The organism is Methylophilus sp. QUAN (assembly GCF_015354445.1).
GTDB lineage: Bacteria > Pseudomonadota > Gammaproteobacteria > Burkholderiales > Methylophilaceae > Methylophilus.
The window spans coordinates 454717-479481 of the sequence record NZ_JADKYT010000003.1; the positions used below are offsets into that span (position 1 = coordinate 454717).

31 protein-coding genes and 1 tRNA gene are annotated in these 24765 nt (G+C 51.6%); 4 read left to right on the plus strand and 28 right to left on the minus strand.

The genetic code is table 11. From position 1 onward, the window contains the following. The first annotated feature begins 308 nt into the window (after positions 1–308). On the plus strand, positions 309–899 hold the full coding sequence (locus INP79_RS14640; protein WP_228520069.1) for an FxDxF family PEP-CTERM protein: 591 nt from the start codon (positions 309–311) through the stop codon (positions 897–899). A gap of 176 nt (positions 900–1075) precedes the next feature. Here the strand turns inward: INP79_RS14640 and INP79_RS14645 are convergent. From INP79_RS14645 to rpsU, 5 genes are all read right to left on the minus strand, one after another. Further along, positions 1076–1154, minus strand: a tRNA-Ile gene (locus INP79_RS14645). A gap of 20 nt (positions 1155–1174) precedes the next feature. Beyond that, a complete protein-coding gene (gene rpoD, locus INP79_RS14650) occupies positions 1175–3124 on the minus strand; it encodes an RNA polymerase sigma factor RpoD (protein WP_194754942.1) in 1950 nt (649 codons plus the stop codon). Between the two features lie 151 nt (positions 3125–3275). Beyond that, entirely contained in the window at positions 3276–5015 is a 1740-nt protein-coding gene (dnaG, locus tag INP79_RS14655) for a DNA primase (RefSeq protein WP_194754943.1), read from the minus strand. Between the two features lie 78 nt (positions 5016–5093). Beyond that, positions 5094–5537 (minus strand): GatB/YqeY domain-containing protein, encoded by a 444-nt coding sequence (locus INP79_RS14660; protein WP_194741280.1) that lies wholly within the window; start codon positions 5535–5537, stop codon positions 5094–5096. Between the two features lie 129 nt (positions 5538–5666). Then, on the minus strand, positions 5667–5879 hold the full coding sequence (gene rpsU / locus INP79_RS14665) for a 30S ribosomal protein S21 (protein ID WP_018987466.1): 213 nt from the start codon (positions 5877–5879) through the stop codon (positions 5667–5669). Positions 5880–6027: 148 nt separating this feature from the next. On the opposite strand from rpsU, the gene tsaD reads away from it, so the two are divergent. Further along, entirely contained in the window at positions 6028–7050 is a 1023-nt protein-coding gene (gene tsaD, locus INP79_RS14670; RefSeq protein ID WP_194754944.1) for a tRNA (adenosine(37)-N6)-threonylcarbamoyltransferase complex transferase subunit TsaD, read from the plus strand. Between the two features lie 10 nt (positions 7051–7060). Here tsaD and plsY read toward each other — a convergent pair whose 3' ends face one another. After that, positions 7061–7672, minus strand: coding sequence for a glycerol-3-phosphate 1-O-acyltransferase PlsY (gene plsY, locus INP79_RS14675; protein WP_194754945.1), 612 nt, complete (start codon positions 7670–7672; stop codon positions 7061–7063). A 114-nt stretch (positions 7673–7786) separates the two neighbouring features. On the opposite strand from plsY, the gene folB reads away from it, so the two are divergent. Further along, positions 7787–8137 carry a dihydroneopterin aldolase gene (gene folB, locus INP79_RS14680; protein ID WP_194754946.1) on the plus strand — a complete coding sequence of 117 codons (351 nt, stop codon included), beginning with the start codon at positions 7787–7789 and terminating at the stop codon, positions 8135–8137. Positions 8138–8713: 576 nt separating this feature from the next. Here folB and xerD read toward each other — a convergent pair. From xerD to INP79_RS14790, 22 genes are all read right to left on the minus strand, one after another. Then, complete coding sequence (gene xerD / locus INP79_RS14685; RefSeq protein ID WP_194754947.1) at positions 8714–9631, minus strand: site-specific tyrosine recombinase XerD; 918 nt, start codon at positions 9629–9631, stop codon at positions 8714–8716. A gap of 8 nt (positions 9632–9639) precedes the next feature. Beyond that, entirely contained in the window at positions 9640–10116 is a 477-nt protein-coding gene (locus tag INP79_RS14690; protein WP_194755093.1) for a methylated-DNA--[protein]-cysteine S-methyltransferase, read from the minus strand. 103 nt (positions 10117–10219) lie between these two features. Continuing rightward, entirely contained in the window at positions 10220–10609 is a 390-nt protein-coding gene (rplS, locus tag INP79_RS14695; protein WP_194754948.1) for a 50S ribosomal protein L19, read from the minus strand. 33 nt (positions 10610–10642) lie between these two features. Further along, a complete protein-coding gene (trmD, locus tag INP79_RS14700; RefSeq protein ID WP_228520118.1) occupies positions 10643–11377 on the minus strand; it encodes a tRNA (guanosine(37)-N1)-methyltransferase TrmD in 735 nt (244 codons plus the stop codon). 17 nt (positions 11378–11394) lie between these two features. Next, on the minus strand, positions 11395–11946 hold the full coding sequence (gene rimM, locus INP79_RS14705) for a ribosome maturation factor RimM (protein ID WP_194754950.1): 552 nt from the start codon (positions 11944–11946) through the stop codon (positions 11395–11397). 22 nt (positions 11947–11968) lie between these two features. Continuing rightward, entirely contained in the window at positions 11969–12415 is a 447-nt protein-coding gene (gene rpsP, locus INP79_RS14710; RefSeq protein WP_194754951.1) for a 30S ribosomal protein S16, read from the minus strand. 81 nt (positions 12416–12496) lie between these two features. Then, on the minus strand, positions 12497–13198 hold the full coding sequence (gene queC / locus INP79_RS14715; RefSeq protein WP_194754952.1) for a 7-cyano-7-deazaguanine synthase QueC: 702 nt from the start codon (positions 13196–13198) through the stop codon (positions 12497–12499). Positions 13199–13200: 2 nt separating this feature from the next. After that, positions 13201–13842 carry a 7-carboxy-7-deazaguanine synthase QueE gene (gene queE, locus INP79_RS14720; protein ID WP_194754953.1) on the minus strand — a complete coding sequence of 214 codons (642 nt, stop codon included), beginning with the start codon at positions 13840–13842 and terminating at the stop codon, positions 13201–13203. 84 nt (positions 13843–13926) lie between these two features. Continuing rightward, positions 13927–14784, minus strand: coding sequence for a YbgF trimerization domain-containing protein (locus INP79_RS14725; RefSeq protein ID WP_194754954.1), 858 nt, complete (start codon positions 14782–14784; stop codon positions 13927–13929). Beyond that, a complete protein-coding gene (pal, locus tag INP79_RS14730; protein ID WP_194754955.1) occupies positions 14771–15325 on the minus strand; it encodes a peptidoglycan-associated lipoprotein Pal in 555 nt (184 codons plus the stop codon). Before pal ends, INP79_RS14725 begins: the two co-directional genes overlap by 14 nt. Before the next feature lie 46 nt (positions 15326–15371). Next, a complete protein-coding gene (gene tolB / locus INP79_RS14735; RefSeq protein ID WP_194754956.1) occupies positions 15372–16706 on the minus strand; it encodes a Tol-Pal system beta propeller repeat protein TolB in 1335 nt (444 codons plus the stop codon). 58 nt (positions 16707–16764) lie between these two features. After that, complete coding sequence (gene tolA / locus INP79_RS14740) at positions 16765–17595, minus strand: cell envelope integrity protein TolA (protein WP_194754957.1); 831 nt, start codon at positions 17593–17595, stop codon at positions 16765–16767. Positions 17596–17616: 21 nt separating this feature from the next. Next, positions 17617–18009 carry a biopolymer transporter ExbD gene (locus INP79_RS14745; protein ID WP_194741265.1) on the minus strand — a complete coding sequence of 131 codons (393 nt, stop codon included), beginning with the start codon at positions 18007–18009 and terminating at the stop codon, positions 17617–17619. Positions 18010–18020: 11 nt separating this feature from the next. Next, positions 18021–18695: a protein TolQ gene (gene tolQ, locus INP79_RS14750; RefSeq protein ID WP_194741264.1), complete on the minus strand. Its 675-nt coding sequence runs from the start codon at positions 18693–18695 to the stop codon at positions 18021–18023. Then, positions 18692–19087, minus strand: coding sequence for a tol-pal system-associated acyl-CoA thioesterase (ybgC, locus tag INP79_RS14755; RefSeq protein ID WP_194754958.1), 396 nt, complete (start codon positions 19085–19087; stop codon positions 18692–18694). The genes tolQ and ybgC overlap by 4 nt, the downstream gene beginning before the upstream one ends. Before the next feature lies 1 nt (position 19088). Further along, on the minus strand, positions 19089–20135 hold the full coding sequence (gene ruvB / locus INP79_RS14760) for a Holliday junction branch migration DNA helicase RuvB (RefSeq protein WP_194741262.1): 1047 nt from the start codon (positions 20133–20135) through the stop codon (positions 19089–19091). A gap of 139 nt (positions 20136–20274) precedes the next feature. After that, positions 20275–20850: a Holliday junction branch migration protein RuvA gene (ruvA, locus tag INP79_RS14765; protein ID WP_194754959.1), complete on the minus strand. Its 576-nt coding sequence runs from the start codon at positions 20848–20850 to the stop codon at positions 20275–20277. Further along, positions 20847–21407, minus strand: a complete 561-nt coding sequence (gene ruvC / locus INP79_RS14770) for a crossover junction endodeoxyribonuclease RuvC (protein ID WP_194755094.1) — start codon at positions 21405–21407, stop codon at positions 20847–20849. The genes ruvA and ruvC overlap by 4 nt, the downstream gene beginning before the upstream one ends. 41 nt (positions 21408–21448) lie before the next feature. Further along, a complete protein-coding gene (locus INP79_RS14775) occupies positions 21449–22177 on the minus strand; it encodes a YebC/PmpR family DNA-binding transcriptional regulator (RefSeq protein WP_194754960.1) in 729 nt (242 codons plus the stop codon). Between the two features lie 143 nt (positions 22178–22320). After that, the gene (locus tag INP79_RS14780; protein WP_194754961.1) at positions 22321–23223 is read right to left on the minus strand and encodes a DMT family transporter; all 903 of its coding nucleotides are present in this window, start codon (positions 23221–23223) and stop codon (positions 22321–22323) included. 34 nt (positions 23224–23257) lie between these two features. Beyond that, positions 23258–23635, minus strand: a complete 378-nt coding sequence (locus INP79_RS14785; protein WP_194754962.1) for a nuclear transport factor 2 family protein — start codon at positions 23633–23635, stop codon at positions 23258–23260. Between the two features lie 29 nt (positions 23636–23664). After that, entirely contained in the window at positions 23665–24177 is a 513-nt protein-coding gene (locus INP79_RS14790; RefSeq protein WP_194754963.1) for a MarR family winged helix-turn-helix transcriptional regulator, read from the minus strand. Positions 24178–24300: 123 nt separating this feature from the next. Between INP79_RS14790 and INP79_RS14795 the strand changes: the two genes are divergently transcribed. Beyond that, a complete protein-coding gene (locus tag INP79_RS14795; protein WP_194754964.1) occupies positions 24301–24732 on the plus strand; it encodes a CBS domain-containing protein in 432 nt (143 codons plus the stop codon). The last annotated feature ends 33 nt before the right edge of the window (positions 24733–24765 follow it).

Genomic DNA, 24765 nt, shown 5'->3' on the forward strand with positions numbered 1-24765 from the left:
AACGGCCCACGATTGCCATTGGGATTACAGTCGATCAGCCAGTCCCTGATTGCTTGGCTATGACTCAAGGCGAGCGACTGTGGGTGGTGTTTGAAGCTGCGAGTTGGTGAGCTTCGGGACGTGAGCTGAAGTTGCGATTCGGTCCCGCCCTCAGGCTGTAACCTGCGCCAGGCTGCTGAAATAAACAGGCCTAAAAGGGCTATTCCCGCAATAAGTTCCCACGGTTATGATTCGCACCACTTGTTAGCAACTTACAGCTGACTAAATATCAGTTTAAAAAATCAACAAAAAGAAAGATGGGAACGTCTATGTCATTTATTCACAAGATTATCTTTGCCGCTACATTTACTTTTGCCTCCTCCATTGCGCAGGCAGCCTTGGTGCAAGTCAATTTTGACTACGCCCCGAACAATGCAGCGGCAACCGTGAAGTTATCTGGACAGTTTACTTATGATTCTACAAACATTGGATCAGACAACTTGGTAAATGCGAGTGATTTGAAAAGCTTCAACTACACGATGTCAAATAATGTAACGTCACTCACAACCGATCTTCAACTATTAAACAAACCCTCAAGCACATTCACTTTTACCTATGACCCGATAATTCAAGCTTTTTTATTAGGCGCCGGTCAGCAGCTATGGGCACCCGATAGGTCCGATGGAAAAACTGACTTGGTTACCCAAGCTGGAAGGCGTGGAAGTAATATTGCTATGCGACTAAACACCCTTGTAAATGGAGCAGCCCTTCAAATTTTCGTCGAGTCTGAAAACGCAACTGCTGCCGCAAACAAGTTTAGTTATACCGTCACTGCAGTTCCAGAGCCTGAAACCTATGGCATGCTGATTCTGGGTATGGGTTTGATTGGTGTTGTCGCCCGTCGTAAACAAACAGTGTAGATTTATAACCATCATCAACATTGGGTTGATTTCATAAACCAAACGCATGTTGGCCTAAAGAAGGGTTGCGAGGTTCGTAACCCTTTTTCATTGAGACGCTCTCGTACCTCGCATTTAGTTTACTTCACCACAAAACAAAAAAGACCCAAGGCGTTAACCTTGAGTCTCTTTATAAATGGTGGCCCCTCTGTGAGTCGAACACAGCACCAACGGATTATGAGTCCGCTGCTCTAACCAAGCATGAGCTAAGGGGCCGAAAAGCGTTCGATTATAAACTAATCTTGTCCGTTTTCTAAGAAGCTGCGCAGGCGTTCGGAGCGCGTTGGATGGCGCAGTTTACGCAGTGCTTTAGCTTCAATCTGACGGATACGTTCACGGGTGACATCAAACTGTTTGCCCACTTCTTCCAGCGTGTGGTCAGTGTTCATTTCGATACCAAAGCGCATACGCAGTACTTTTGCTTCGCGCGGGGTCAGTGATTCCAGCACTTCACTTGTAGCGTCGCGCAGGCTGGCGTAAACCGCTGCATCCATAGGTGCCAGTGTGGTGTTGTCTTCGATAAAGTCGCCCAAATGGGAGTCTTCATCGTCACCAATCGGCGTTTCCATCGAGATTGGCTCTTTGCTGATTTTGAGGATTTTGCGGATTTTTTCTTCCGGCATTTCCATTTTTTCAGCCAGGGTGGCCGGATCAGGTTCGAGGCCGGTTTCTTGCAGAATCTGGCGGCTGATACGGTTCATCTTGTTGATGGTTTCGATCATGTGCACCGGGATACGGATGGTACGTGCCTGGTCAGCGATCGAACGCGTGATGGCCTGGCGAATCCACCAGGTTGCATAGGTAGAAAACTTGTAACCACGGCGGTATTCAAATTTATCCACGGCTTTCATCAGGCCGATGTTGCCTTCCTGGATCAGGTCGAGGAACTGCAAGCCACGGTTGGTATATTTTTTAGCGATGGAAATCACCAGACGCAGGTTGGCCTCGATCATTTCGCGTTTGGCGCGACGGGCACGGGCTTCACCGGTGGTCATTTGTTTGTTGATTTCACGCAGCTCTTTGATTGGCAAGCCCACACGGTTTTGCAGGTTTTGCAGGCGCTCTTGCTGGTCAAGAATCGAGTGTCTGAAACGGCCTAAACGCTCTGCGTACGCTGGATTACCTGCCAGTTCGCCATCTAACCATTCCAGGTTGATTTCGTTGCCGACAAAACTCTTGATGAATTGCTGACGCGGCATGTTGGCTTTATCCACGCAGAAATCCATGATTTTGCGTTCATGCGTGCGCACTTCTTCGACCATGTTACGCACCTGGTCACACAGGGCTTCTACTTGCTTGGCAGAGAAACGGAACGCAGTCAGTTCGTCCAGCACTTGTTGATGCAGGGTTTTGTATTCTGCATCATTGGTACCCTTGGCTTCGCGGATGCTGTTCATTTGCGTGTTAGCCGCGCGGATCACGGCAAAGCGAGACAGGACTTCGTCTTTGAGTCTGGCCAGCGCTTCAGCGGACAAGGCGGATGCTTTCGCATCGCCATCTTCGTCGTCTTCATCCTCTTCTTCGTCAGCGGCTTCCTCTTCTTCAGCGTCAGCCACCGCCAAGGCGTCATCCAGGCCGAGGTCGCTATCGATCAAACCGTCTACCAGCTCATCGACGCTCATCTCGTCTTTTTCAACTTTATCAACCATCTCCAGCAACTGGGCGATGGTGGTTGGACAGGCGGCAATGGCCTGCACCATGTGTTTGAGGCCATCTTCGATACGCTTGGCGATCTCGATTTCGCCTTCACGTGTCAACAGGTCTACCGTACCCATTTCGCGCATATACATACGCACCGGGTCTGTCGTACGGCCAAACTCGGAGTCTACCGTGGCCAGGGCCTGCTCGGCTTCTTCTGCTGCATCTTCGTCAGTCACTGCAGGTGGCGCATCAGACATCAGCAACACTTCGGCATCCGGCGCTTCTTCATAGACCTGGATACCCATGTCGTTGATCATGCCGATAATGCTCTCGATCTGCTCGGAGTCTTGCACATCGTCCGGCAGGTGGTCGTTAATTTCGGCGTAGGTCAGGTAACCACGTTCTTTACCCAGAACAATCAGGGTTTTCAGGCGGGTACGGCGCGCCTCGGCATCCATTGCCTGGGTGGCGGGGTCTTTGTGTGTTTCGACTTCGTTGATTCCGAGTTCTTTGTCTAAACTTTTATCTGCTTTGGGTCTGGCCATGGCCGATTCCACCTCTAAAATGATTGATGCCGAGTGCTGGCGACTACTGCTGGCACATCACTCGATTTAACATTACGGGAAACCCTTTATTTTACCAGATTTTTGCACGTTTTTTAAGCATGCCCACACGGTTTTTAGGGAATAGTGCCGACTAGCGCTTGCTGGTTAACTGCCGCAAGGCCTCACGCTCAGCATCCGACAGCGTAGAAAATGGCTTTTCTGTCAGCCGCCCCAACAGGGACTTTTCACGCGCGATGAGCGCCATGTCTGATAATTGGGTACAAGCCCCTTCAAATTCAAGCGTGAAGTCCAGCGTTTCGTCCAATAAAGACAACTCGCGCTGCAATTGGTGTCGCAAGACTTCAGAAATATAGGGGGCGATCATTTGCAGCAGAACAACTGGCCGCGATTCTGGCTTGGCGATTGCAGCCCTCACCACCACGCGCAGCATCTGCTCCTCATCACCCTCGCCAACAATCTCAGCCATCAATTCAGGCTTAGCCCATTGCGGCCGCATGAGCAGCATCAAGGCCAGGCGCACATAGAGCGACAATGGCGTGCGTGAACGCTGGCGCACGGCTTTTTCTTTGGTTTTAACCGGATCAGGCAATTTGAGCATGCGCTGCATTTCACCGCCAGCCAGACCGGTCATCTCGGCCACTTTTTTACGCAGCAGCATGGCATAGCGCGGCGCCTGGATCTGCTTGAGGATAGGTTCAGCATCATTCAAAAATTGCAGCTTATCCTCTTGCGAGGCCATCGGGTTATGCTCGCTCAAATGCTGAATAATGTATTGCGACAGCGGCATGGCTTTATCCATTTCAGCCTCAAACGCTTCCTTACCAAATTCACGCACAAAACTATCGGGGTCATGCTCGGCAGGCAAAAATAAAAAGCGCAACTTGAGACCATCTTTAATCGCAGGCAAAGCGTTCATCACCGCACGCCAGGCGGCGGTACGCCCAGCTTTGTCGCCATCAAAACTAAAGACAATTTCATCGGTTTGCCGCATCAATTTGGCAATGTGAAACGGCGTCGTCGCCGTGCCCAGTGCAGCCACGGCATATTCAATGCCATATTGCGCCAGTGCCACCACGTCCATATACCCTTCCACCACCAGCACGCGGCCTGCATCGCGGATAGCGCGGCGCGCCATAAACAAGCCATATAACTCATGGCCTTTTTGAAACAGCGGCGTTTCTGGCGAATTGTAATACTTGGGCGTATCTTCGGGATTAATCACGCGCCCGCCAAAACCAATCACTTCGCCTTTTTGGTTATGAATAGGGAAAATAATACGGTCACGAAAGCGGTCATAACGCCGCCCTTGCTCGTTCTGCACCACCAGCCCAGCCGTTTCCAGCGCTTCAGCATCATATTGCGGAAACACCGTTTGCAGGTTTTGCCAACCCGCCGGGGCATAGCCCACCTGGAACTTGGCCGCCACCTGCCCGCTTAAACCGCGGTTTTTCAGGTAATCAATGGCGCGCGGTGACTGCTTCAACTCAGCTTTGTAGTAATTGGCCGCCTGCTGCAAGGTCTCCTGCAAGCTCAACAGCACAGCCTTTGACGGCGGCGCCGGTTGATTCGGGTCGCGCTGCTCTTGTGGCACGATCATGCCAATCTGCCTGGCCAGGTCGTGTATGGCCTCGACAAAACTGAGGCCGTTATATTCCATTAAAAAGCTCAAGGCCGAGCCATGTGCGCCACACCCAAAACAATGATAAAACTGCTTGGTCGGGCTGACGGTAAAACTGGGGGATTTTTCGTTATGGAACGGGCAACAAGCCGAGTAATTGGCCCCGGCTTTTTTCAGCGGCACTGCCTTGTCGATGACTTCGACAATATCTACACGATTCAGCAGTTCTTGAATAAAACTTTCGGGGATCATAGATGCAAGTATCGCTTATGCGCACTAAAAAACAAAGGGCGCCAAATGCGCCCCATTGTTTATGCGGTTAAAGACTGATTAACCTAAAGCAGCCTTGATCAGGCCAGAGACTTTTGCCATATCAGCCTTACCTGCCACCAGCGGCTTCACCGCACCCACCACTTTACCCATGTCTTTAGCGCCCGCAGCGCCAGTCTCAGCCACCACTTTGGCGATGATGGCGTTGATTTCATCCTCAGACAATTGTGCTGGCAGGTAGGCCTGCAACACAGTGACTTCAAACTTCTCCTGATCTGCCAGGTCGTGGCGGTTAGCGCCTTCAAACGCAGCAATCGAATCACGGCGCTGCTTGAGCATTTTCTCAATCGCAGCAATCACGGCATCATCATCCAGCTCAATACGCTCATCGACTTCGCGCTGCTTGATCGCAGCTTGCAACAAACGAATCACACCCAGCTTTTGCATGTCTTTGGCACGCATGGCGGTTTTCATGTCTTCGGAGATTTGTGCTTTCAGGCTCATAGAATTATCTTTATCTGAATAAACGGGGCTCAAATGTAGGCCGTATAAATAGCTAAAGGTTGCGGAAATCCACAACCTTCGCATCATCGGTTAACCAACACGTGGTTAACCATTCACATCCACCAAAAATTAGTAGAGTTTTGTCGGCAACTGTTGGTTGCGCAGACGGCGGTACTGACGTTTAACCGCAGCAGCAGCTTTACGTTTACGTTCCCAAGTTGGCTTCTCGTAGAACTCGCGTGCACGCAAGTCGTTCAACAAACCGGTTTTTTCAATCAAACGCTTGAAGCGGCGCATTGCAACGTCAAACGGTTCGTTCTCTTTCACACGAATAGCGGTCATGTAAATCCCTATCCTTCAAAAATGGTTGGTAACTTGTTAGTCGATTTAGTGCTTGCGGATTGATGCAGCACTGAAAACCGCGTATTCTATCGCGCTTATTTGGATTTATCAATCATTTCCGCAAAATATTGTCTGCGAGTAAACACATATGTTGGTATTAGGCATTGAATCTTCTTGTGATGAAACCGGGGTCGCTCTGTATGACACGCGCCGCGGCCTGCTGGCGCATGCCCTGCACTCACAAATAGACATGCATGCCGCCTATGGCGGCGTGGTGCCGGAACTCGCCTCGCGTGACCATATCCGCCGTGCATTACCACTGACCCAACAAGTCCTGGCAGAGGCCGATAAAACCCTGCAAGACATCGAAGGCATCGCTTATACACAAGGCCCCGGCCTGGCTGGCGCCTTGCTGGTCGGCACCAGCATCGCACAATCACTGGCAATGGCACTGAATGTGCCTTCTATAGGCGTCCATCACCTCGAAGGTCATTTGCTGGCACCTATGCTGGAGGAAAACCCACCTGCGTTCCCGTTTGTCGCCTTGCTGGTTTCGGGTGGCCACAGCCAACTCATGCGCGTAGACGGCATAGGCCAATACGAGCTATTAGGCGATACCCTGGATGATGCTGCTGGCGAAGCGTTTGATAAAACCGCCAAATTATTGGGATTAGGCTATCCTGGTGGCCCGGCTGTCTCCAAACTGGCAGACCAGGGCAAACCGCACTTTCAACTGCCACGCCCCATGCTCAACAGCAAAGATTTGAATTTCAGCTTTAGCGGTCTAAAAACCGCTGTGCTCACTCTGGTCAATAACCAGCCACACATAGACGATGAAACCGTCAAAGATATTGCCTGGGAGTTTCAGGAATCTGTCACCGAGATCTTGGTGCATAAATGCCTCAAAGCACTCAAGCAGACCAAACTGAATCGACTGGTCGTTTCCGGTGGTGTCGGCGCCAACAAGCGTTTGCGCACCAGGCTGAATGAAGCCGCCAGCAAACGCGGCATCAGCGTCAGCTATCCACGGCTGGAATTTTGCACTGACAATGGCGCCATGATTGCGTTTGCCGGTGCCATGCGCCTGCACGCCATGCAGGCAGTGAAACAAGATTACAGCTTCAGCATCCGTCCACGCTGGGATTTATCGGAGCTCAAAGCCCCCGCCTAAATATGGTTGGCTATTTCTTGCCAAAGCGGCTTTCAGTGCCTGCCAGCAACTTTTCAATATTGGATTGATGGCGAATAATTAAAAACGCCGTCATCACGACAACGACCGCCACATACACGGGGTACGGCGACAAAAACTGCCAGGCAATCACGGGGGCCAGTACGGCAGCCACCAAGGCAGACAGGGAAGAAATGCGGCTGATTAAAAATACCGCCAGCCAAACCGCCACCACGCTCAATGCCAGCCAGCCGGAAAATGCAATCATCACACCTAGCGCAGTAGCAACCCCTTTGCCGCCTTTAAACTTATGGTAAATCGGGTACAAATGGCCGATAAATACCGCCAAACCCACCAGCGCGACCACATCCATGAGCATGCCGGCCTGTAATGCCAACCATGTCGGTAACCAGCCTTTAAACGCGTCGCCCAGCAAAGTCAGAATCGCCGCAGATTTTTTACCGCTACGCGCCACATTGGTCGCACCAATATTGCCGCTCCCCACCGTGCGCGGGTCAGGCAGGCGATACAGCTTGCTGATAATAATGCCAAAGGCAATCGACCCAATCAAATAAGCCGCCACGACCCACACCAGCGCCTCAATATCAAACCCAATTTCGTTCATGCTTTAAATTCCACTGAAATGCAGTCGCTTACGCCAGCCACTGCACGATGTTGTATGATGCCGAATCATACTGGATTCCGGCCCATGCGGAAATAAGAACAAGGAACAGCGCTGATGGATATTATCTTTCTCGAACAAGTAAAAGTGCAAACCAAACTCGGCGTACCCGACTGGGAACGCGCGGTCGCGCAGACTGTCATCCTGGATATTGAAATTGGCTATGACTTTAGCAAAGCCTGCCAAACCGATGCAATTGAAGACACCATCGATTACGGGCAAGTGGCTGCTCGCATCCGGGAAACATTAGCAGAACACAGTTTTAAACTCGTTGAAGCGCTGGGCGAGCATGTGTGCCAGCTGATTTTGCGGGAGTTTAAGGCGCAAAATGTGAAGTTGAAAGTGAGTAAACCGGGGATATTGCCGGGGTTGAAGGCTTTGGGCATTCAGATTTACCGTACGGCTTAAATATCTCCGAACTGTGTAAAAGTATCATTTCGCCTCTCGGCGAGTCACTTTCTGATGTTTGCCCCTCAGAAAGTAACCAAAGAAGAGGGCACCCAGCCATCACGGCCTGACGGCTCCCTTGCGTTGCTCGACAAAACAAGCGGTCACGAAACTCGCCCTAACAGCTTGCACACTACGCAAGCTGCCGCGGTGCTCAAACAGTCGCTCCCTTCTCTCTTGTTTTGTCTCCGCTACTCAGCGTGATGGGATGGGATTTATCTCGCCAAACTCACGTCGCATAAATGCGGACGGTTCAAAAACCAGATTCTTTTATTAAACCCGCTAAAGGATGGCGCTCGTAGGTTTTCGGGGTCCCCATCTGCCGCGCCGAGCAACGCAGGGTTGGCGGGAGTAGTCGGCAAGCAACTGTTTGAGCTCCGCAGGAGCGAGTTTTTGATTGCCGCCCGGCAAACCGAGTAGCACAGGATAAAAGCGGAAGCTGGGGTGTCTTGTTCTTTGCCTTCTTTCTTATGGACAAGCATAAGAAAGAATGGTCGCCGTAAAGGCGAAACAAAACGCCCCCCCCCAAAAAAACAATCACCCTCGAGGATGATGCACCTTATGCAACTGTTGCAACCTCTCCCTAGCCACATGCGTATAAATCTGCGTCGTAGAAATATCCGCATGCCCAAGCAGCATCTGCACTACCCGCAAATCCGCGCCGTGATTCAATAAATGCGTGGCAAACGCATGCCGTAGTACGTGCGGACTGATATGTTGTGAAATGCCCGCCTGCAACGCATAGCGCTGGATAATATGCCAGAACGCATGCCGCGTCATGGCCGCGCCGCGTGTGGTGACAAACACGGCATCGCTCAAGCCACCTTTTAATATCTCTGGCCGCGCAATCGCCAGGTAGCGGTCTATCCACTCTGCCGCTTCCTGCCCCATCGGCACCAGCCGCGTTTTACTACCTTTGCCCGTCACGCGCACCACCCCGTCTTGCGTACTCACTTCTGCAATACTGACATTCACCAACTCAGAGACGCGTAGGCCACTGGCATATAACAATTCCAGCATGGCGCGATCGCGCAGGCCCAACGGTGTATTCACATCCGGCGCATGCAGCAAATCTTCCACCTGCGACTCACTCAGCGTTTTGGGCAGTGATTTAGGCATTTTGGGCGCTTCGATATGCAGCGTCGGATCTTGCTTGATCAGGTTTGCCAGCAAGGCATAGCGGTAAAACCGGCGCAGGGTTGCAATCAAGCGATTAATACTGCGCACTTTGACTAACGGGAAGCGATGGGCAAGGTATTCCTGCACATGGTGTGATTGCACACCCCACAGCATTAGCGATTGCTTGTCACACCACTCGGCAAAGCCCTTTAAATCATTGCGGTAACTTGATAAGGTGTTGGCTGACAGGCCATCTTCCAGCCATAGCTGGTCGATAAAAACATCAATTTCAGGAAAAGGCGCTGTGACTGCCACAGAATTCTTTTTTTGCCGCATCTGATCACTTACTTGCGTCGCTGCTCATGTGCCAACAACCAGCGCTTGATTTCCAGGCCACCGTCTATGCCCTGCATAAAACCACCCAGGCCGTTGCTGGCGACAATACGGTGACAAGGATTAAACAAAGGCAAGGGGTTGGCGCCACAGGCATTTGCAACTGCGCGCGGACCAGACTTTACCGCAGCGGCTAACTGGCTATAGGTGCGTGTTTCACCGACAGGAATCTCGCGCATGGCTTGCCAGACACGCTGCTGGAACGGCGTACCGCGCTGCGAAACAATCGGCTGCCAAACGTGGTCTGGATTCTCGAGATAAGCGGCTATCTGGTCAGCCACAGCTTGGGCGCGTGGATTAGGCTTATGCTTGACTGGTAAGGCATGCAGTAAAAACTGCAGCGTCTCACCAGTGTCATCACAGCGCACGCCAACGAAGCCAAAAGGCGCCGGGACCAAGGCATCAAGTTCATCATCAAGGCTCTTCATCACCGTATTAAACTGTAATCTCGCCCAGGCTGCAACCAACACCGGTGTGTCATGGCAATAAAAAAGCCCTTCTGATGAAGGGCTTTTTTGTGCAACGTTTAAATTAACCGTTGTTTGCAGCGATGTCTTTCTCGCGAGCAACCAATTTTTCTTTAATACGTGCAGATTTACCTGAACGCTCACGCAAGTAGTAGAGTTTAGCGCGGCGAACATCACCACGGCGTTTCACTTCGATAGAAGCGATTTGTGGAGAGTAAGTCTGGAATGTACGCTCAACGCCTTCACCTGAAGAGATTTTACGCACGATAAATGAAGAGTTCAGGCCACGGTTACGGATAGCGATGACCACGCCTTCGTAAGCCTGCACACGTTTACGCGTACCTTCAACCACGTTTACACCAACGATCACGGTGTCGCCTGGCGCAAAGCTAGGGATGGTTTTGTTTAAACGAGCAATTTCTTCTTGCTCTAACATTTTGATAATGTCTGCCATTTTGGTTCCTTTTAATTGTAAAGTGACTCGTTCCTACTCGACCTCTTTGAGTAGCCTAGCCTCTTCTTTCGTCAACGGCCTTGCGGCCAATAAATCAGGGCGTTTAGCCCTGGTTAGCAGTAGCGATTGCTGTAATCGCCATTGTCTAATCTTTTCATGATGTCCGGAGAGTAATACCTCGGGCACCTTTAATCCTGCAAATTCTTCCGGGCGCGTGTAGTGCGGATAATCCAGCAGGCCATTCACAAATGAATCTTCCTGCGCCGAATCAGCATCACCTAACGCTCCTGGTAATTGCCGGATAATCGCATCCAGCAACACCATGGCGGGCAACTCACCGCCACTTAACACATAGTCACCAATGGAGACTTCCTCATCCACCAGTGTATCCAGCACACGCTGGTCTACACCTTCATAGCGGCTGGCTAACAACACCAGCCCCTGACATTCTTTGAGCTGCAACACTTTCTCGTGCGTCAGCGGTTTGCCACGTGGTGATAAATGCATCACCCTAGGCGCAATCCCTTGCGCCTGCAAACGCGCTTTGGCATCACCAATGGCAGCAGTCAACGGCTCTGCCAGCATCACCATGCCAGGACCACCACCATAAGGCCTATCATCGACCGTATGATGCACGTCCTGCGTATATTGGCGAGGATTGGTCAGTGTTAACTGATACAACCCGCGCTGTCTGGCACGGCTGGTAATGCCATATTCAGTCAGTGCTGCAAACATCTCAGGAAACAAACTGATGACTTCAATCTGCATCATGAGCTGCGCTTTCTTTAAAAATCAGCATCCCAATCCACCAGCACCGTCCCGGCTTTTATATTCACCTCTGGCACGGCATCGCTGGTAAACGGAATCAAGCGTTCACGATATTCTTCGCGTTGCTTGCCGTCTTTACCCTTGACACTGGTTGGCTGTGCTTCACGCACCACAATCACGTCATTGGCACCGGTTTCAAACACTTGCGTGATGTTGCCAAATGCCACACCTTCAGTGTTGGTCACACTCAGCCCAATCAAGTCAGACCAGTAATACTCGCCTTCCTCAGGCTCAGGCAGCGACTCACGCGGTACGGCGATTTGCTGCCCTTTCAAGGCAAACGCTGCATCGCGATCAGCGACACCCGCCAGCTTGATCAGCAACACATCATTGTGCAGTTTAGCTTGCTCAACTGTGACTTCACGCCAGTTGGGCGCTTTACCTACCCACCAGGCGTCGTAATCCAGCAAGCCATCCAGATACTCCGTATCCGGCACGACTTTCACCCAGCCATAAACGCCATATGGGGCGACGATGCGCCCCATTACGACCATGTTCTCAGACGCCATATAAACTCAGGCGCGGAAACAATTACTCAGCAGCTGGTGTTTCAGCAGCAGCGGCGGCTTCCGCAGCGGCAGCAGCTTCAGCATCTGCTTTGGCTTTAGCGGCAGCTTCTGCAGCAGCAGCGTCAGCTTCAGCTTTCAACTTAGCAGCAGCTTCAGCGATTGCTTTTTCTTTAGCAGCTTCAGCTTTGGCAACTTCTTTAGCTTTAACAGCAGCCATGCCTTCAACGCCTTTAGCGTGGAATTTAACCAAGCGTGCCACGGTGTCAGACAGTTGCGCACCGTTGTCCACCCAGTATTGTGTACGTGCTTCATCGATACGCAAGCCTTCAGCGCCAGCGCGTGCAGATGGATTGTAGAAACCAACGCGCTCGATAAAACGACCGTCACGACGGTTGCGGGACTCTGCCACAACTACGCTGTAAAACGGGTTCTTTTTGGAGCCACCACGTGATAAACGAATAACGACCATAATCTTGTTCTCTTAAAATTGAATTTCTTTGCAGAAAGGCGCGGATTATACTTGATATTATCAAAGCATGGCAAGTGTTTTTCACGCACCAGAAGATGTGCCTACATAGGGTGTAGGATCAACCACCCCGGCTTGCGCGAACCCTGCCTTACGGAAACGACAGGAGTCACATACACCACACGCAGCGCCTTGCTGATCGGCCTGGTAGCAGGAGACGGTTAAACCATAATCCAGCCCCAGTGCGTGGCCGCTGCGAATAATATCCGCCTTGGTCATATCAATCAATGGCGCATGCACAGTGATGGTCTGACCTTCTACCGCCGCCTTGGTTGCCAGATTGGCCATCTGCTGGAAAGCTTTGACATATTCACCGCGACAGTCCGGGTAACCCGAATAATCCAGCGCATTGACGCCGATAAAAATATCACGCGCCTCTAGCACCTCCGCCCAGGCGAGCGCTAACGACAACATAATGGTGTTGCGCGCAGGCACATAAGTCACGGGAATGCCTTGTGTTTCCTGCTCAGGCACAGCGATATTGCTGTCAGTGAGCGCGGAACCACCAAACAGCGACAGATCCAGTTGCACGGTTTTATGTTCAGCCGCACCTAGCGCAGTGGCTACGCGTTGCGCCGCTAACAATTCGACATTGTGGCGCTGGTGGTAATCCAGGCTCAGGCAGTAGCAGTCATAGCCTTGTGACTTGGCAATGGCCAGCACGGTACTGGAATCCAGCCCGCCGGAGAGCAAAATCACGGCTTTAGGTTTTTGTGTTGCAAGCACGCTTAAACTCCTTGTTTCTCGCCCCAAAGGATTTTGTGCAATTGCAATTGCATGCGCACCTTGAGGTGTTCCTGCAAAATCCAGCTGGCCAGTGTTTCACCACTGACATCATGAAAACTGGGTGAAAATAACTGGTCACAGTGCGCTGGAAACGGCTGGGTTTCTAACATCTGCTTGGCCCAGTCAAAATCTTCGCGGCTGCAAATCACCCATTTCACTTCATCACCGGCTTTGAGTAATGGCAGATTTTCCCAGCGGTTTTTCTCCACTTCGCCAGAGCCTGGCGTTTTAATATCCATCACTACTTTGACGCGTGCATCCACAGGCGCAATATCCATAGCACCACTGGTTTCCAGCGACACCTGGTAACCGGCATCACTCAAGCGGGCCAATAATTCAATACATGGCTTTTGCGCCAATGGTTCACCACCCGTCACACAGACATAAGGCGTCCCATACGCCGCAATCTGCTGCATGATGTCATCCAGCGTCATATTGCTGCCACCTTTAAACGCATACTCGGTATCACAATAACCACAGCGTAGTGGGCAACCGGTCAGACGGATAAAAATAGTAGGCAGGCCAACGCGCGAGCTTTCGCCCTGCAAGGAATAGAAAATCTCGAAAATTCTGAGTGTGGTCATGAGGATGTAAAAAATAAACGGGCAGATATTGCTATCTGCCCGCTATTATCGCCGAAATAAAGTAATTTCAATAACGAAAATCTGCTATTTGATACTTTCCAACACCTTCAGGCGTTTCTGCGCACTTGGCGTCACTTCAGCCGATGGATAAGTTGCAACCAGGTCTTTCAAGGTCTTTTTGGCTGCAGGAATCTGTCCCAACTGAATCTGGCTGTTCGCCAGGTTGAGCATGGCATTGGGCGCCAACGCATGCGAAGCATAGCTATCCAGAAACTTCTGCTGCGTTGCGGCAGACGATTTGTAGCTCTTCAATGCAAACTGGGTGTAACCCATGCCATACAGTGCATCAGGTGCCAGCTTGCTCGCCGCGTGGTTTTTCAAAAAAGCATCATAAGCATTAAATGCCTCTTTGTACTTACCTGCCTGGTTTAAAGACTCAGCCTCAGCAAAGGCACTCGACTCCTGCTGTGAAACGTCAGGCTTGGCATCGCCGCTACCGTTAGCAGAGGACACTGGCATTTGACCACTGGTCACAGACTGCGCCAGCGTTTCCAGCTTACGCACACGCGTATCAAGGTCAGTGTATGAAGCACTTTGCTTGGTACGCATATCTTCCAGCTGATGCGTCACCACTTCAAGATCACCCTTGAGCTGTGCCACATCTTGCCTGATCTGCTCCAGCTGGTTTTGCATATCCAGCAAGCCCTTGCCGTTAATCAGGGCTTCCAGGCTCTGCACACGCCGATCCAGCGATTGCTGGGTACGCGTCAGGTCAGTGATGGCTTTTTGTTGCGCATCATGGTCAGACGTTTGCTTGTTTTCCAGTTCGAGGATCCGCTTTCTGGCCTCTGTATCGTCAAACAAAGCCGCGTGGCTGACTGTCGACACTGTCAGCCCCAGGGCGATCAAAGCAGCAGAAAGTCGCAAATTACTGACCTGCATAGACGATGTCTACGCGACGATCTTGCTGGAAGCAACCGTCATCTGCGCAGTTTTGTTTAGAACGCTCTTCACCGTAGCTCACGGTTTCGATTTGGCTATCGCTTACGCCCAATACATTCAGTGCGTTTTTAACGGCCACTGAACGACGCTGACCCAAAGCCAGGTTGTACTCGTGTGTACCGCGCTCATCGGTGTTACCTTGCAGCACCACTTTAGTTTGCGGGTGAGCAACCAGGTATTTAGCGTGGTTAGCCACCAATGCCTTGTACTCTTCACGAATCGCATCGCTGTCATAATCAAAGAACACTTGACGTTTAGCCAACTCAGCAGCGCTCAACTCATCTTTACTGGTGTCAACATCCACTGTTTTGATATTGATTTTGTCTGTGCTGGCAGAGCTGTCAGCACCTGTGTTGCCTTGTGATTTGGCAATTGGGCGAGTCACGCTGGAATCTTCCACTTTTGCCGGGTTCATCGGGGTGCTTTTACAAGCAGTCAACACCAATGCAAGTGCTGCAACTGTCCAAATTGTCTTGTTCATACTTTCTCCTTAAAATGAGTGACTAAATAAATTGACCACGGATAGACTACTTGGGCGCTGCTTGTGCAGGCCCCCATGCAGGTTCACGAATATCTCCGCCCGCTTCTGACAAACGCTGCCTGACCAGACCATCCACAGTGACGGTCGCCAGCGTGCCTTTGCCGCCAACACGGGTTGCGTACATAATAGTACGCGAATTAGGGGCAAAGCTGGGCGATTCATCTTGCGAGCCGGTGCTGAGCACTTTGACATCGCCGCTGCCCAGGTCCTGCACAGCTACCTTGAATGCGCCGCCATCATTGCGGATATACGTCAGGTACTTACCGTCTGGCGAAAAGCGCGGACTCACATTATAACTGCCTTCAAATGTCACACGAGACGCTGAACCACCTGATGCAGGCACTTTATAAATCTGCGGGCGTCCACCACGGTCTGAACTGAAATAAATCGATTGGCCATCCGGTGAGAATGCAGGTTCGGTATCAATCGAACTGCTTTTCGTGACTTGCTGCAAATTGGAGCCATCAGCAGAGATGGTATAAATCTGCGAGTTGGCGCCATAAGTCAATACAACAGCCAGCTTGCTACCATCAGGTGCCCAGGCCGGCGCACTATTATTGCCTTTAAAGTTAGCAACCACTTTACGTTCGCCGGTATACAGGGACTGCACGAATACAATCGGCTTCTTTTTCTCAAAAGAAACATAAGCCATTTTGCTGCCATCTGGCGACCATGCCGGTGAAATAATCGGCTCATTGGATGACACCAGCGTTTGTGCATTAAAACCATCGTAATCTGCGATCTGCAAGGTGAAACGCTTGCCCACCTTAGTCACATAGGCAATACGTGTCGCAAACGCGCCTGGCTGACCGGTAAATTTTTCATAAATCTGGTCAGCAATCAAATGTGCCACATGGCGGTACTGGCTAGGTGAAACGGTATAAGTCAATTGCAACAAGGCGGTCTGGCGCAATACATCCATCACTTGCACAGAGACTTTCAAATTGCCACCCACTTGCTGCACCTCACCCAGGCTCAGGCCTTGCGCTTTCAGTGCGGTCCAGTCGGTATATTTGATTTGTGAAGCAGTTGTCGGCAACGCAGGCATGCCACTGGTATTGATAATGCGGAACATGCCGCTACCACGCAGATCATTGCTGATAATTTCATGCAAACGGCTGCCGGATGGCGCAGCGCCGGATTCAGCCATAGGCAAAATCGCGACAGGGACCTGGATCGCGCTACCGCCACTGATCTCGAGTTCCAGTGCGGCTTGGGCCGGAAGCGCAAACATCCAGACCAGTACGCCAACACCGATAGTATGAGACAAAAAATGGATCAACCCATTTTTAAGGTTTTGCATGGTCACAGTTTTATTCATTTTGGTTTGCTTATAGACAAGAATTATAACGAAAAGCTTGTTCAGCGTCATTGCTGTATTAGCTACGCGGCCTGAACTTTAAACGTATCTGATCCACCATCTTCTTGCGCGCGGCCGGATCATCAGGCATATCAAACGGTTTTGCCGCCAGAATGGCACGGATCACCGCATCATCACAGACGGCATCCCCCGAACCTTTAACCAGCTTGGGCATACCAGATATATCACCCGAATTGGTCATTTGTATGTCAACCAGCAGTTCCGGGTTGGTCACCGGACATAAACCAGAGTTCACATTGTTGCGAATCTTGCGGCTCATCAGCCCCATGTAATAGTTAAGCACAGAGGGATCAACTGCTGCTGCCGCAGCTGACTGCTGCGCATCCATATCCTGCTGACGCATGGCGTCCTGGATTTTTTTCAGCTTGTCTTCTTCCTCTTGCTTGCGCAGGGCTTCCTGAATTTTCTTCAGTTTCTCTTCCTGCTTTTTCTGCTCAAGTTCTTTCTTTTTCTCTTCCTCTAACAGGCGTTTTTTCTCATCTTCCCGTTTTTTGAGTGCAATTTCCGCTTCTTGTTCCGCTTGTTTGACTTGCGGCTCCGGCGGCGCTACTTTTTCCGGCGGCTTGGGCTCAGGTGGTTTGGGTTCTGGCTTAGGCTCGGGCGGGGGTGGCGGAGGGGTAGGCTCCACCGGTTTTGTCACTGGCTTGGATGGCTGTTTACTGGGCAAACTATCCCATAATGTAGCCTCCATCACGCTCGGATTGACGTGCACGGCTTTCCAGTCGACCATAAAAATCATGCCCAGGAATAGCAGCACATGCATGAGCACAGACAACACCGCTGCGCGTTTGCGTATGACCTGATCTTGTGGAGACAATGCGATTTTCATCTGTTTTAAATCACTGACTGCTTACTTCTCGTTCTGGAACAACAAGCCCACCTGATTGACCTGCGCCTGTTTCAGCAAGTCCATCACCGACACTACTTCACCATAAGGTGTATTCTTGTCGGCAGACACCACAACTGGCTTTTGCGCCTCAGCCAGGCGCTGACGGATCAATGCCAGCATATCGTCACGCTGCATTTCCTTACCTTCCATGAGCACGGTGCCTTCTTTTTGCACGGTAATGACAATCGGGTCGCCACTTTGCTTGAGCGCCTGCCCGACCTTGGGCAACTCGACCATACCGGGGTTAGTCATCGGTGCGGTCACCATAAAAATCACCAACAATACCAGCGTGACGTCGATATAAGGCACGACGTTAATCTGGTTCATCATGCGCCGTTTACGCGTTCTGCTCATAGTGGTTCCGATCAGGCTCTACGTTGCAAAATGTTGGTAAATTCTTCGATAAAGCTCTCGTAGCGTACGGACAGACGGTCCACCCCTGCCGCAAAGCGGTTATAGGCGATCACGGCCGGAATCGCCGCAAACAAGCCGATCGCCGTTGCCACCAGCGCTTCAGCAATGCCTGGTGCCACCTGGCTTAATGTGGCTTGTGCCACGTTAGACAAGCCACGGAACGCGTTCATAATGCCCCATACCGTGCCAAACAGACCGATGTAAGGGCTGACGGAACCGACCGACGCAAGGAATGGTAAATGCGAATCCAGGTAATCTAGTTCACGGTTATACGCGGCACGCATGGCGCGGCGTGTGGCTTCCATCACGTCACTCACTTCAGTATCTTTTTGCTGTTTGTAGCGAATAAACTCCTTGAGACCCGCCTGGAAAATACTGGCCATGCCTTGTGGCGTTTTTCTGCCTGCAGTAATGCGCTCATACAATTCGTTCAAGTCACCACCGGACCAGAACTGGGCTTCAAACTGGTCGACATTTTCATTGGCAGCCTTTAATGAAAACACTTTAATGAAGATATACCACCAGGAGACCAGCGAGGTCAGCAGCAGGATCAGCATCACCAGTTGAACTGGCAAACTGGCCCCACTCACCAGGGTAAAAATCGACATATCGTTCGCTACATTCATGAAGACTCCAGTGCAATTTTGAGTCGGGCCGGAATACCCGTTGGTTTAAATGAATCCGCATCAACGCAGGCCACCTTGACCTGCGCTTCTATTAACATCGTTTTGCCACACATGACCTGCTGCTGGCAGCTAAAACTGCCCCGCTTCATCTCGATCAAGCGTGACACGACCTGTAACTGGTCATCCAGCCTGGCTGGCTTTTTAAATTGCAGTTGCATGCTGTGTACAACAAAGAGCACTTGCTCTTGTTGCTTCAATGCAGCCTGGGCAAAGCCCGCCGCCCGCAACCATTCTGTCCGCGCGCGCTCCATAAAGTTCAGGTAGCGGCTGTGATAGACCACGCCACCCGCATCGGTATCTTCGTAATACACGCGCACCGGGAACACAAACATATTACTGCCCGGCCTCTTGCCACAACTCGCCAGAGACCATGCTGGCAGGCGCTTTGAGGCCAAAATGCTGATAGGTCATCAGCGTCGCAACACGACCGCGCGGCGTACGCATGAGATAGCCTTGCTGAATCAAATAAGGTTCCAGCACATCCTCTATCGTATCGCGCTCTTCGCCAATGGCCGCCGCCAAGTTATCAAGGCCGACAGGACCGCCACCAAATTTTTCCACCACCGCTTGCAGCAACTTGCGGTCCATCACATCCAGCCCTTGCTGGTCGACATCGAGCATCTTCAGCGCGGCATCCGCGACTTTGTCCGTCACCACACCATCTGACTTCACCTGCGCGTAATCGCGCACGCGGCGTAGCAAGCGATTGGCAATACGTGGCGTGCCACGCGCACGGCGGGCAATTTCAGAAGCACCGGCCTGTTGCATTTCGACTTCAAGCAAGCTGGCAGAGCGGCTGACAATCTTGGCCAACTCGTCATGGCTGTAAAATTCGAGGCGCGCGACGATGCCAAAACGGTCACGTAAAGGATTGGTCAGCATGCCGGCACGCGTAGTGGCGCCCACCAGCGTAAACGGTGGTAAATCCAGGCGCACACTGCGCGCAGCCGGGCCTTCGCCAATCATGATATCCAGCCGGTAATCTTCCATGGCCGGGTAGAGAATCTCTTCGACCACTGGGCTTAAGCGGTGGATTTCGTCAATAAACAGCACATCGTTGGGTTCTAGATTGGTCAGCAGAGCGGCCAAATCGCCTGCGCGTTCCAGCACCGGGCCGGAAGTCATGCGCAGATTGACGCCCATTTCTTTGGCAATAATATGGGCAAGTGTGGTTTTACCAAGGCCAGGTGGGCCGAACAACAGCACATGATCCAGCGCTTCCTGACGGCCACGCGCGGCATTGATGAAAATTTCGAGTTGACCACGTGCTTTTTCCTGCCCCACATACTCATCCAGCACTTTGGGGCGCAACGCACGTTCCAGCGCTTCTTCTTGGACGCTGGCAGTGGCAGGAGCGACGAGTCTATCGGTTTCAATCATGGGTGGTCGGTAATGAAGTGCAAAGCAAATTTAGTCAACGCAAAACCTCATTGCCGGTCACTAAAGAGGTAAGTTATTTTTTGTGATGATACCATGCGGCGTTTGACTATTACAGACCATGGCGCATGCGCGTGATGTCTCACTTGGCCAGATACTTCAATGCCTGGCGGATGCCATCGCTGACACTGACCCCTGGCTCCAGCAATTTGACGGTCGCAGACGCTTCACGCTCGTTGTAACCCAATGCCACCAGCGCATTGAGGATATCGTCGGTGGCTGCTTTAGCCGAAGGTTGCGCCGAGGTAGAGCCGGTCACGACAAACTTGTCCTTAAGCTCAAGCAGTAAACGCTCGGCGGTTTTTTTGCCAATACCAGGGATGCGTGTCAGCATTGAAACTTCTTGCTGGCTGACTGCCAGCATTAAATCATTGACGCTGACGCCACTGAGGATGGACAACGCGGATTTGGCGCCTATACCATTGACCTTAAGCAATTGCTTGAAAGTGTTTTTCTCCTGCTCACTGCCAAAGCCATACAGTAATTGCGCATCTTCGCGCACCACCATATGGGTCAATATCTGTACCGGCTGGCCCAACTCAGGCAAGTTATAAAAGGTGCTCATGGGCACCTCCACCTCATAACCGACGCCATTGCAGTCAATCACAATCAAAGGCGGTGATTTTTCCAGCAATTTTCCCTGCAAACGCGCAATCATACCAATCTTCCATTTCTGACTCTAAATCCGGTGGTAGCCAATGCACCCAAACCCTGACCGCCATGCGCATGACAGATGGCGCAAGCCAGGGCATCGGCTGAATCAGGACTAGGGGTGGCAGGCAATTTGAGCAAGCGCTTAACCATCTCTTGCACCTGCTCTTTCTGTGCGTGGCCATTACCGACCACAGACTGCTTGACTTGCAGCGCCGTGTATTCTGCCACCGGCAATTGACGGATCACCGCCGCTGAAATCGCCGCACCCCGCGCCTGCCCGAGCAACAAGGTCGATTGCGGGTTGACGTTCACAAATACTTTTTCAATTGCCACTTGTGTCGGCTGGTAAGTGGCAATCACCTCAAACAAACCATCCAAAATGACTTTGAGACGCTCAGGCAAGGCTTCTTTTTCCGGCTCGCCCTCTGCACTTTTTTTAGCTGAAGCGGTTTTAATCACGCCACTGGTGACGTACGATAATTTGCCATCCACGGCTTCAATCACCCCGAAGCCAGTGATCCTCAAGCCGGGGTCTATGCCCAGTATGCGTTGTACCGCCATCAGCAGTTTTCTGAACACATGCCAGCAGCGAACCGCATCAATTAAGCCTCTTCGATCACAGCAGAGGTATACACATCCTGCACGTCATCCAGGTCTTCCAGCATGTCGAGGATTTTCTGCATTTTGACGGCATCATCGCCGGTGAACACCACTTCATTCAGTGATTTCATTGTGACTTGCGCCATCACGGCTTTAAGCCCAGCAGCTTCCAGCGCTTCTTTGACGGTCACGAAATCGCCCGGTGCAGTGACCACTTCAATACTGCCATCTTCGTCGGTAATCACGTCTTCCGCGCCTGCTTCCAGTGCCACTTCCATCACCGCATCTTCTGACACGCCTGGCTCAAACACCAATTGCCCACAGTGCTTGAACATGAATGCCACGCTACCATCGGTGCCCAGGTTGCCGCCGTGCTTGGTCAGGGCGTGACGCACGTCCATCACCGCGCGCTGGCGGTTATCAGTCAGGCAGTCAATAATAATGGCCGCACCATTGATGCCATAGCCTTCATAACGGATTTCTTCATAATTCACACCTTCCAGTTCACCCGTGCCTTTTTTAATCGCACGCGTGATATTGTCAGAAGGCATATTCTCTTCTTTAGCCGCAGCCACTGCCGCACGCAAGCGCGGATTCATGGCGGTATCGCCGCCGCCCATGCGGGCAGAAACCGTGATTTCCTTGATCAGCTTGGTGAAAATTTTGCCGCGTTTGGCGTCTTGACGGCCTTTACGATGCTGAATATTGGCCCATTTACTATGCCCAGCCATAGTGCTTCCTTGTGTTTTTTAACAACGTTGTTGAGGTAATTTAAGCCGCTGATTTTACCACAGCCGCCCGATCACCAAACGACCGTCGCACATAACAAAAAAGGCCTGACATTGTCAGGCCTTTTATACGAACTGGCTTTGGGTTACTGGTTTTTACCGTAACCGGGCCGCATCATCAGGATGGAAATCAGGCTGAGCGAAAAGATAATCAACGCCATCCCCGTCATTTCCATATGATCAGGTACTTCGTTCAACTGTATCCAGGCCGCAATGACACCAATCACCGGTGCCAGCATGGACGCCATACTCGCCACCCCGGCGGGCAACCGTTGCAAGGCAAACAGCCACAACAACCAGGCCAGCGCGCCACACAGCACCACGTTAAACAACACAGCGCCGATCAGGTACGGTGACCAGTCTATCGGCGGCGCAGGCACCAGCCAGGCGATCAGCACCATGGGCAACGAACCCAGCAACATCGGCCATGCCGTCAGGTTGATCAAATCCAGCGTCGGATGGCGCCTGTGCAATTGCTTGGTCATGATGGCAGACAACGCCCATGACACGCCAGACAACACTGCCAGCAACATACTGAAACTATCGGCACGGATATGTAGCGGATCAAAAATAAACAGCATGCCCAACACCGCAGCAATCACCGCCAGCCACTGCCAACCGTGTACCCGCTCGCCCAGCATCGGCCAGGCAAACAGCAGGGTCCAGAACGGCATGGTATAGGTCAGCACGGCAGTTTTACCCGCGCCCCCCTCTACCAGGGCCCACATAAGCACACCGGTAAAGCCGACGTTTTGCAAAATACCCAACAGCAGCATGGTCGGAAACTCGGTTAAGCCCATCGGGCGGCGCGTCACATACAACACCAGGAACAACACCAGCGCACCAAAAAACGTACGCATGGCCGCAAACTGGAACGGTCCGGCATATTGCAGCGCGCTCTTCATCACCACCCAGTTATAACCCCAGATGATGGTGAGTACGAGCAAGGCCGTTAAAGCCTGCGAGCGTTGTTTGATCAGTTGATCCATAAACCCTGTTCCATAGAAGTATGTGACGTGTGTATTAGTTCCAGATATGTGTTACAGCCAGCCACTGGCCATCGGCCTGTTTCTGGAAAACGACTTGTACGTTGCCGCCAAACTGTTGTTTGACGCCATCTTCGCCGATCAAGGCACCTGCCCAATTACCGGTTTGTGTCGCCAGGGCATCCGTCACAACGGCCTCTTTCATGGTCAGTGCATGTTCAATCACGCCTGCCTGAATCAAGCCACCGAAGAAATCTGCAATCGCCTGACGTCCTTTGACTGGGGCACCAGCTGGTGCTGGCATCACAATCGCGTCTTCAGCATACAAGGCACCAATTGCCTGGGTATTTTTGCTATTAAAAGCCGCATCAAATTGCTGATTCAAAGCGATCAAGGTATCAACTACTGTTGCCATGGTGTTACTCCTCTTTAAAAATTGCGAAATTATTGATTAAAATCCCAGGCAGACATCCCTTGGTCTATCACACCTAAAATACTTTGCAGATCGTTGCGCTGGCTTTCTGATAACCCTTGCATACACAGGCGCAAGCGTGTGTAGTAGTCAGGCATCACGGCATCCAGCTTGGCCTGGCCCGCCGCGGTGAGGCGGATTTTCACGCTGCGCCTATCTTCTGGCACAGCCACTCGCTGCACCAGGCCCACTTGCTCCAAACCATCCAGCAAGCCCGTCATGGTCGCCCGGGTGACGCCAAGCTTCTCAGCCAAGGTAGAAGGCGTGGACGTCAGGTCAGCTTCACGCATGAGCAGGATCAACACCCACCAGCGCCCTTGCAACAAGTCATGCTTGCTCAGGCAAGCATCGAGCGCAATGGACAAATCCGTCGCCACCCGCAACAACATGAGGAAACTGGCAATAGCAGTGACGTCTGCTGCGGGGTACCGTTGGGCAAACCGCTGCAAGACTTCTTGGGTAGGGAGATCTCTAAGCTGCAACATAATTAGCCACATTATAGTTAGCCAGCTAATTATGTCAAGAGGTGAAATAAAATGAAACAAATATGTTACAAACTAGCACATCGGTGTATATTAACTATCCGTGCCCGATGAAAGGAGGAAGTCATGAAGACACTTCAACAAGTACTCGCTCATAAAAAACACCAAGGCATCATCAGCATTGCGCCCAACCGGCCGGTGTATGATGCACTGGTCATCCTGGCGGAATACCAGATCGGCGCCCTGGCCGTGATCAAGGACGGGGAATTGGTAGGCATCTTCTCCGAACGCGACTATGCGCGCGAGATTATCCTCAAAGGCCGCTCATCCAAAACCACGGCCATCAGTGAAGTGATGACCGAAAAGGTCATTACCGGCAAACCCACAGAACTGGTCGAATCAGCCATGAGCACCATGCTGGATAAACGCATCCGCCACTTACCGGTACTAGACAATGGCAAGATGCTGGGCATGCTGTCTATCGGCGACATCCTCAAGGAAACCATCAGTTACCAGCAAGAGCTGATCAAACAACTGGAAAGTTATATCCACAGCTAGCCGATCCAATAAAAATAAAGGGGAGCATAGCTC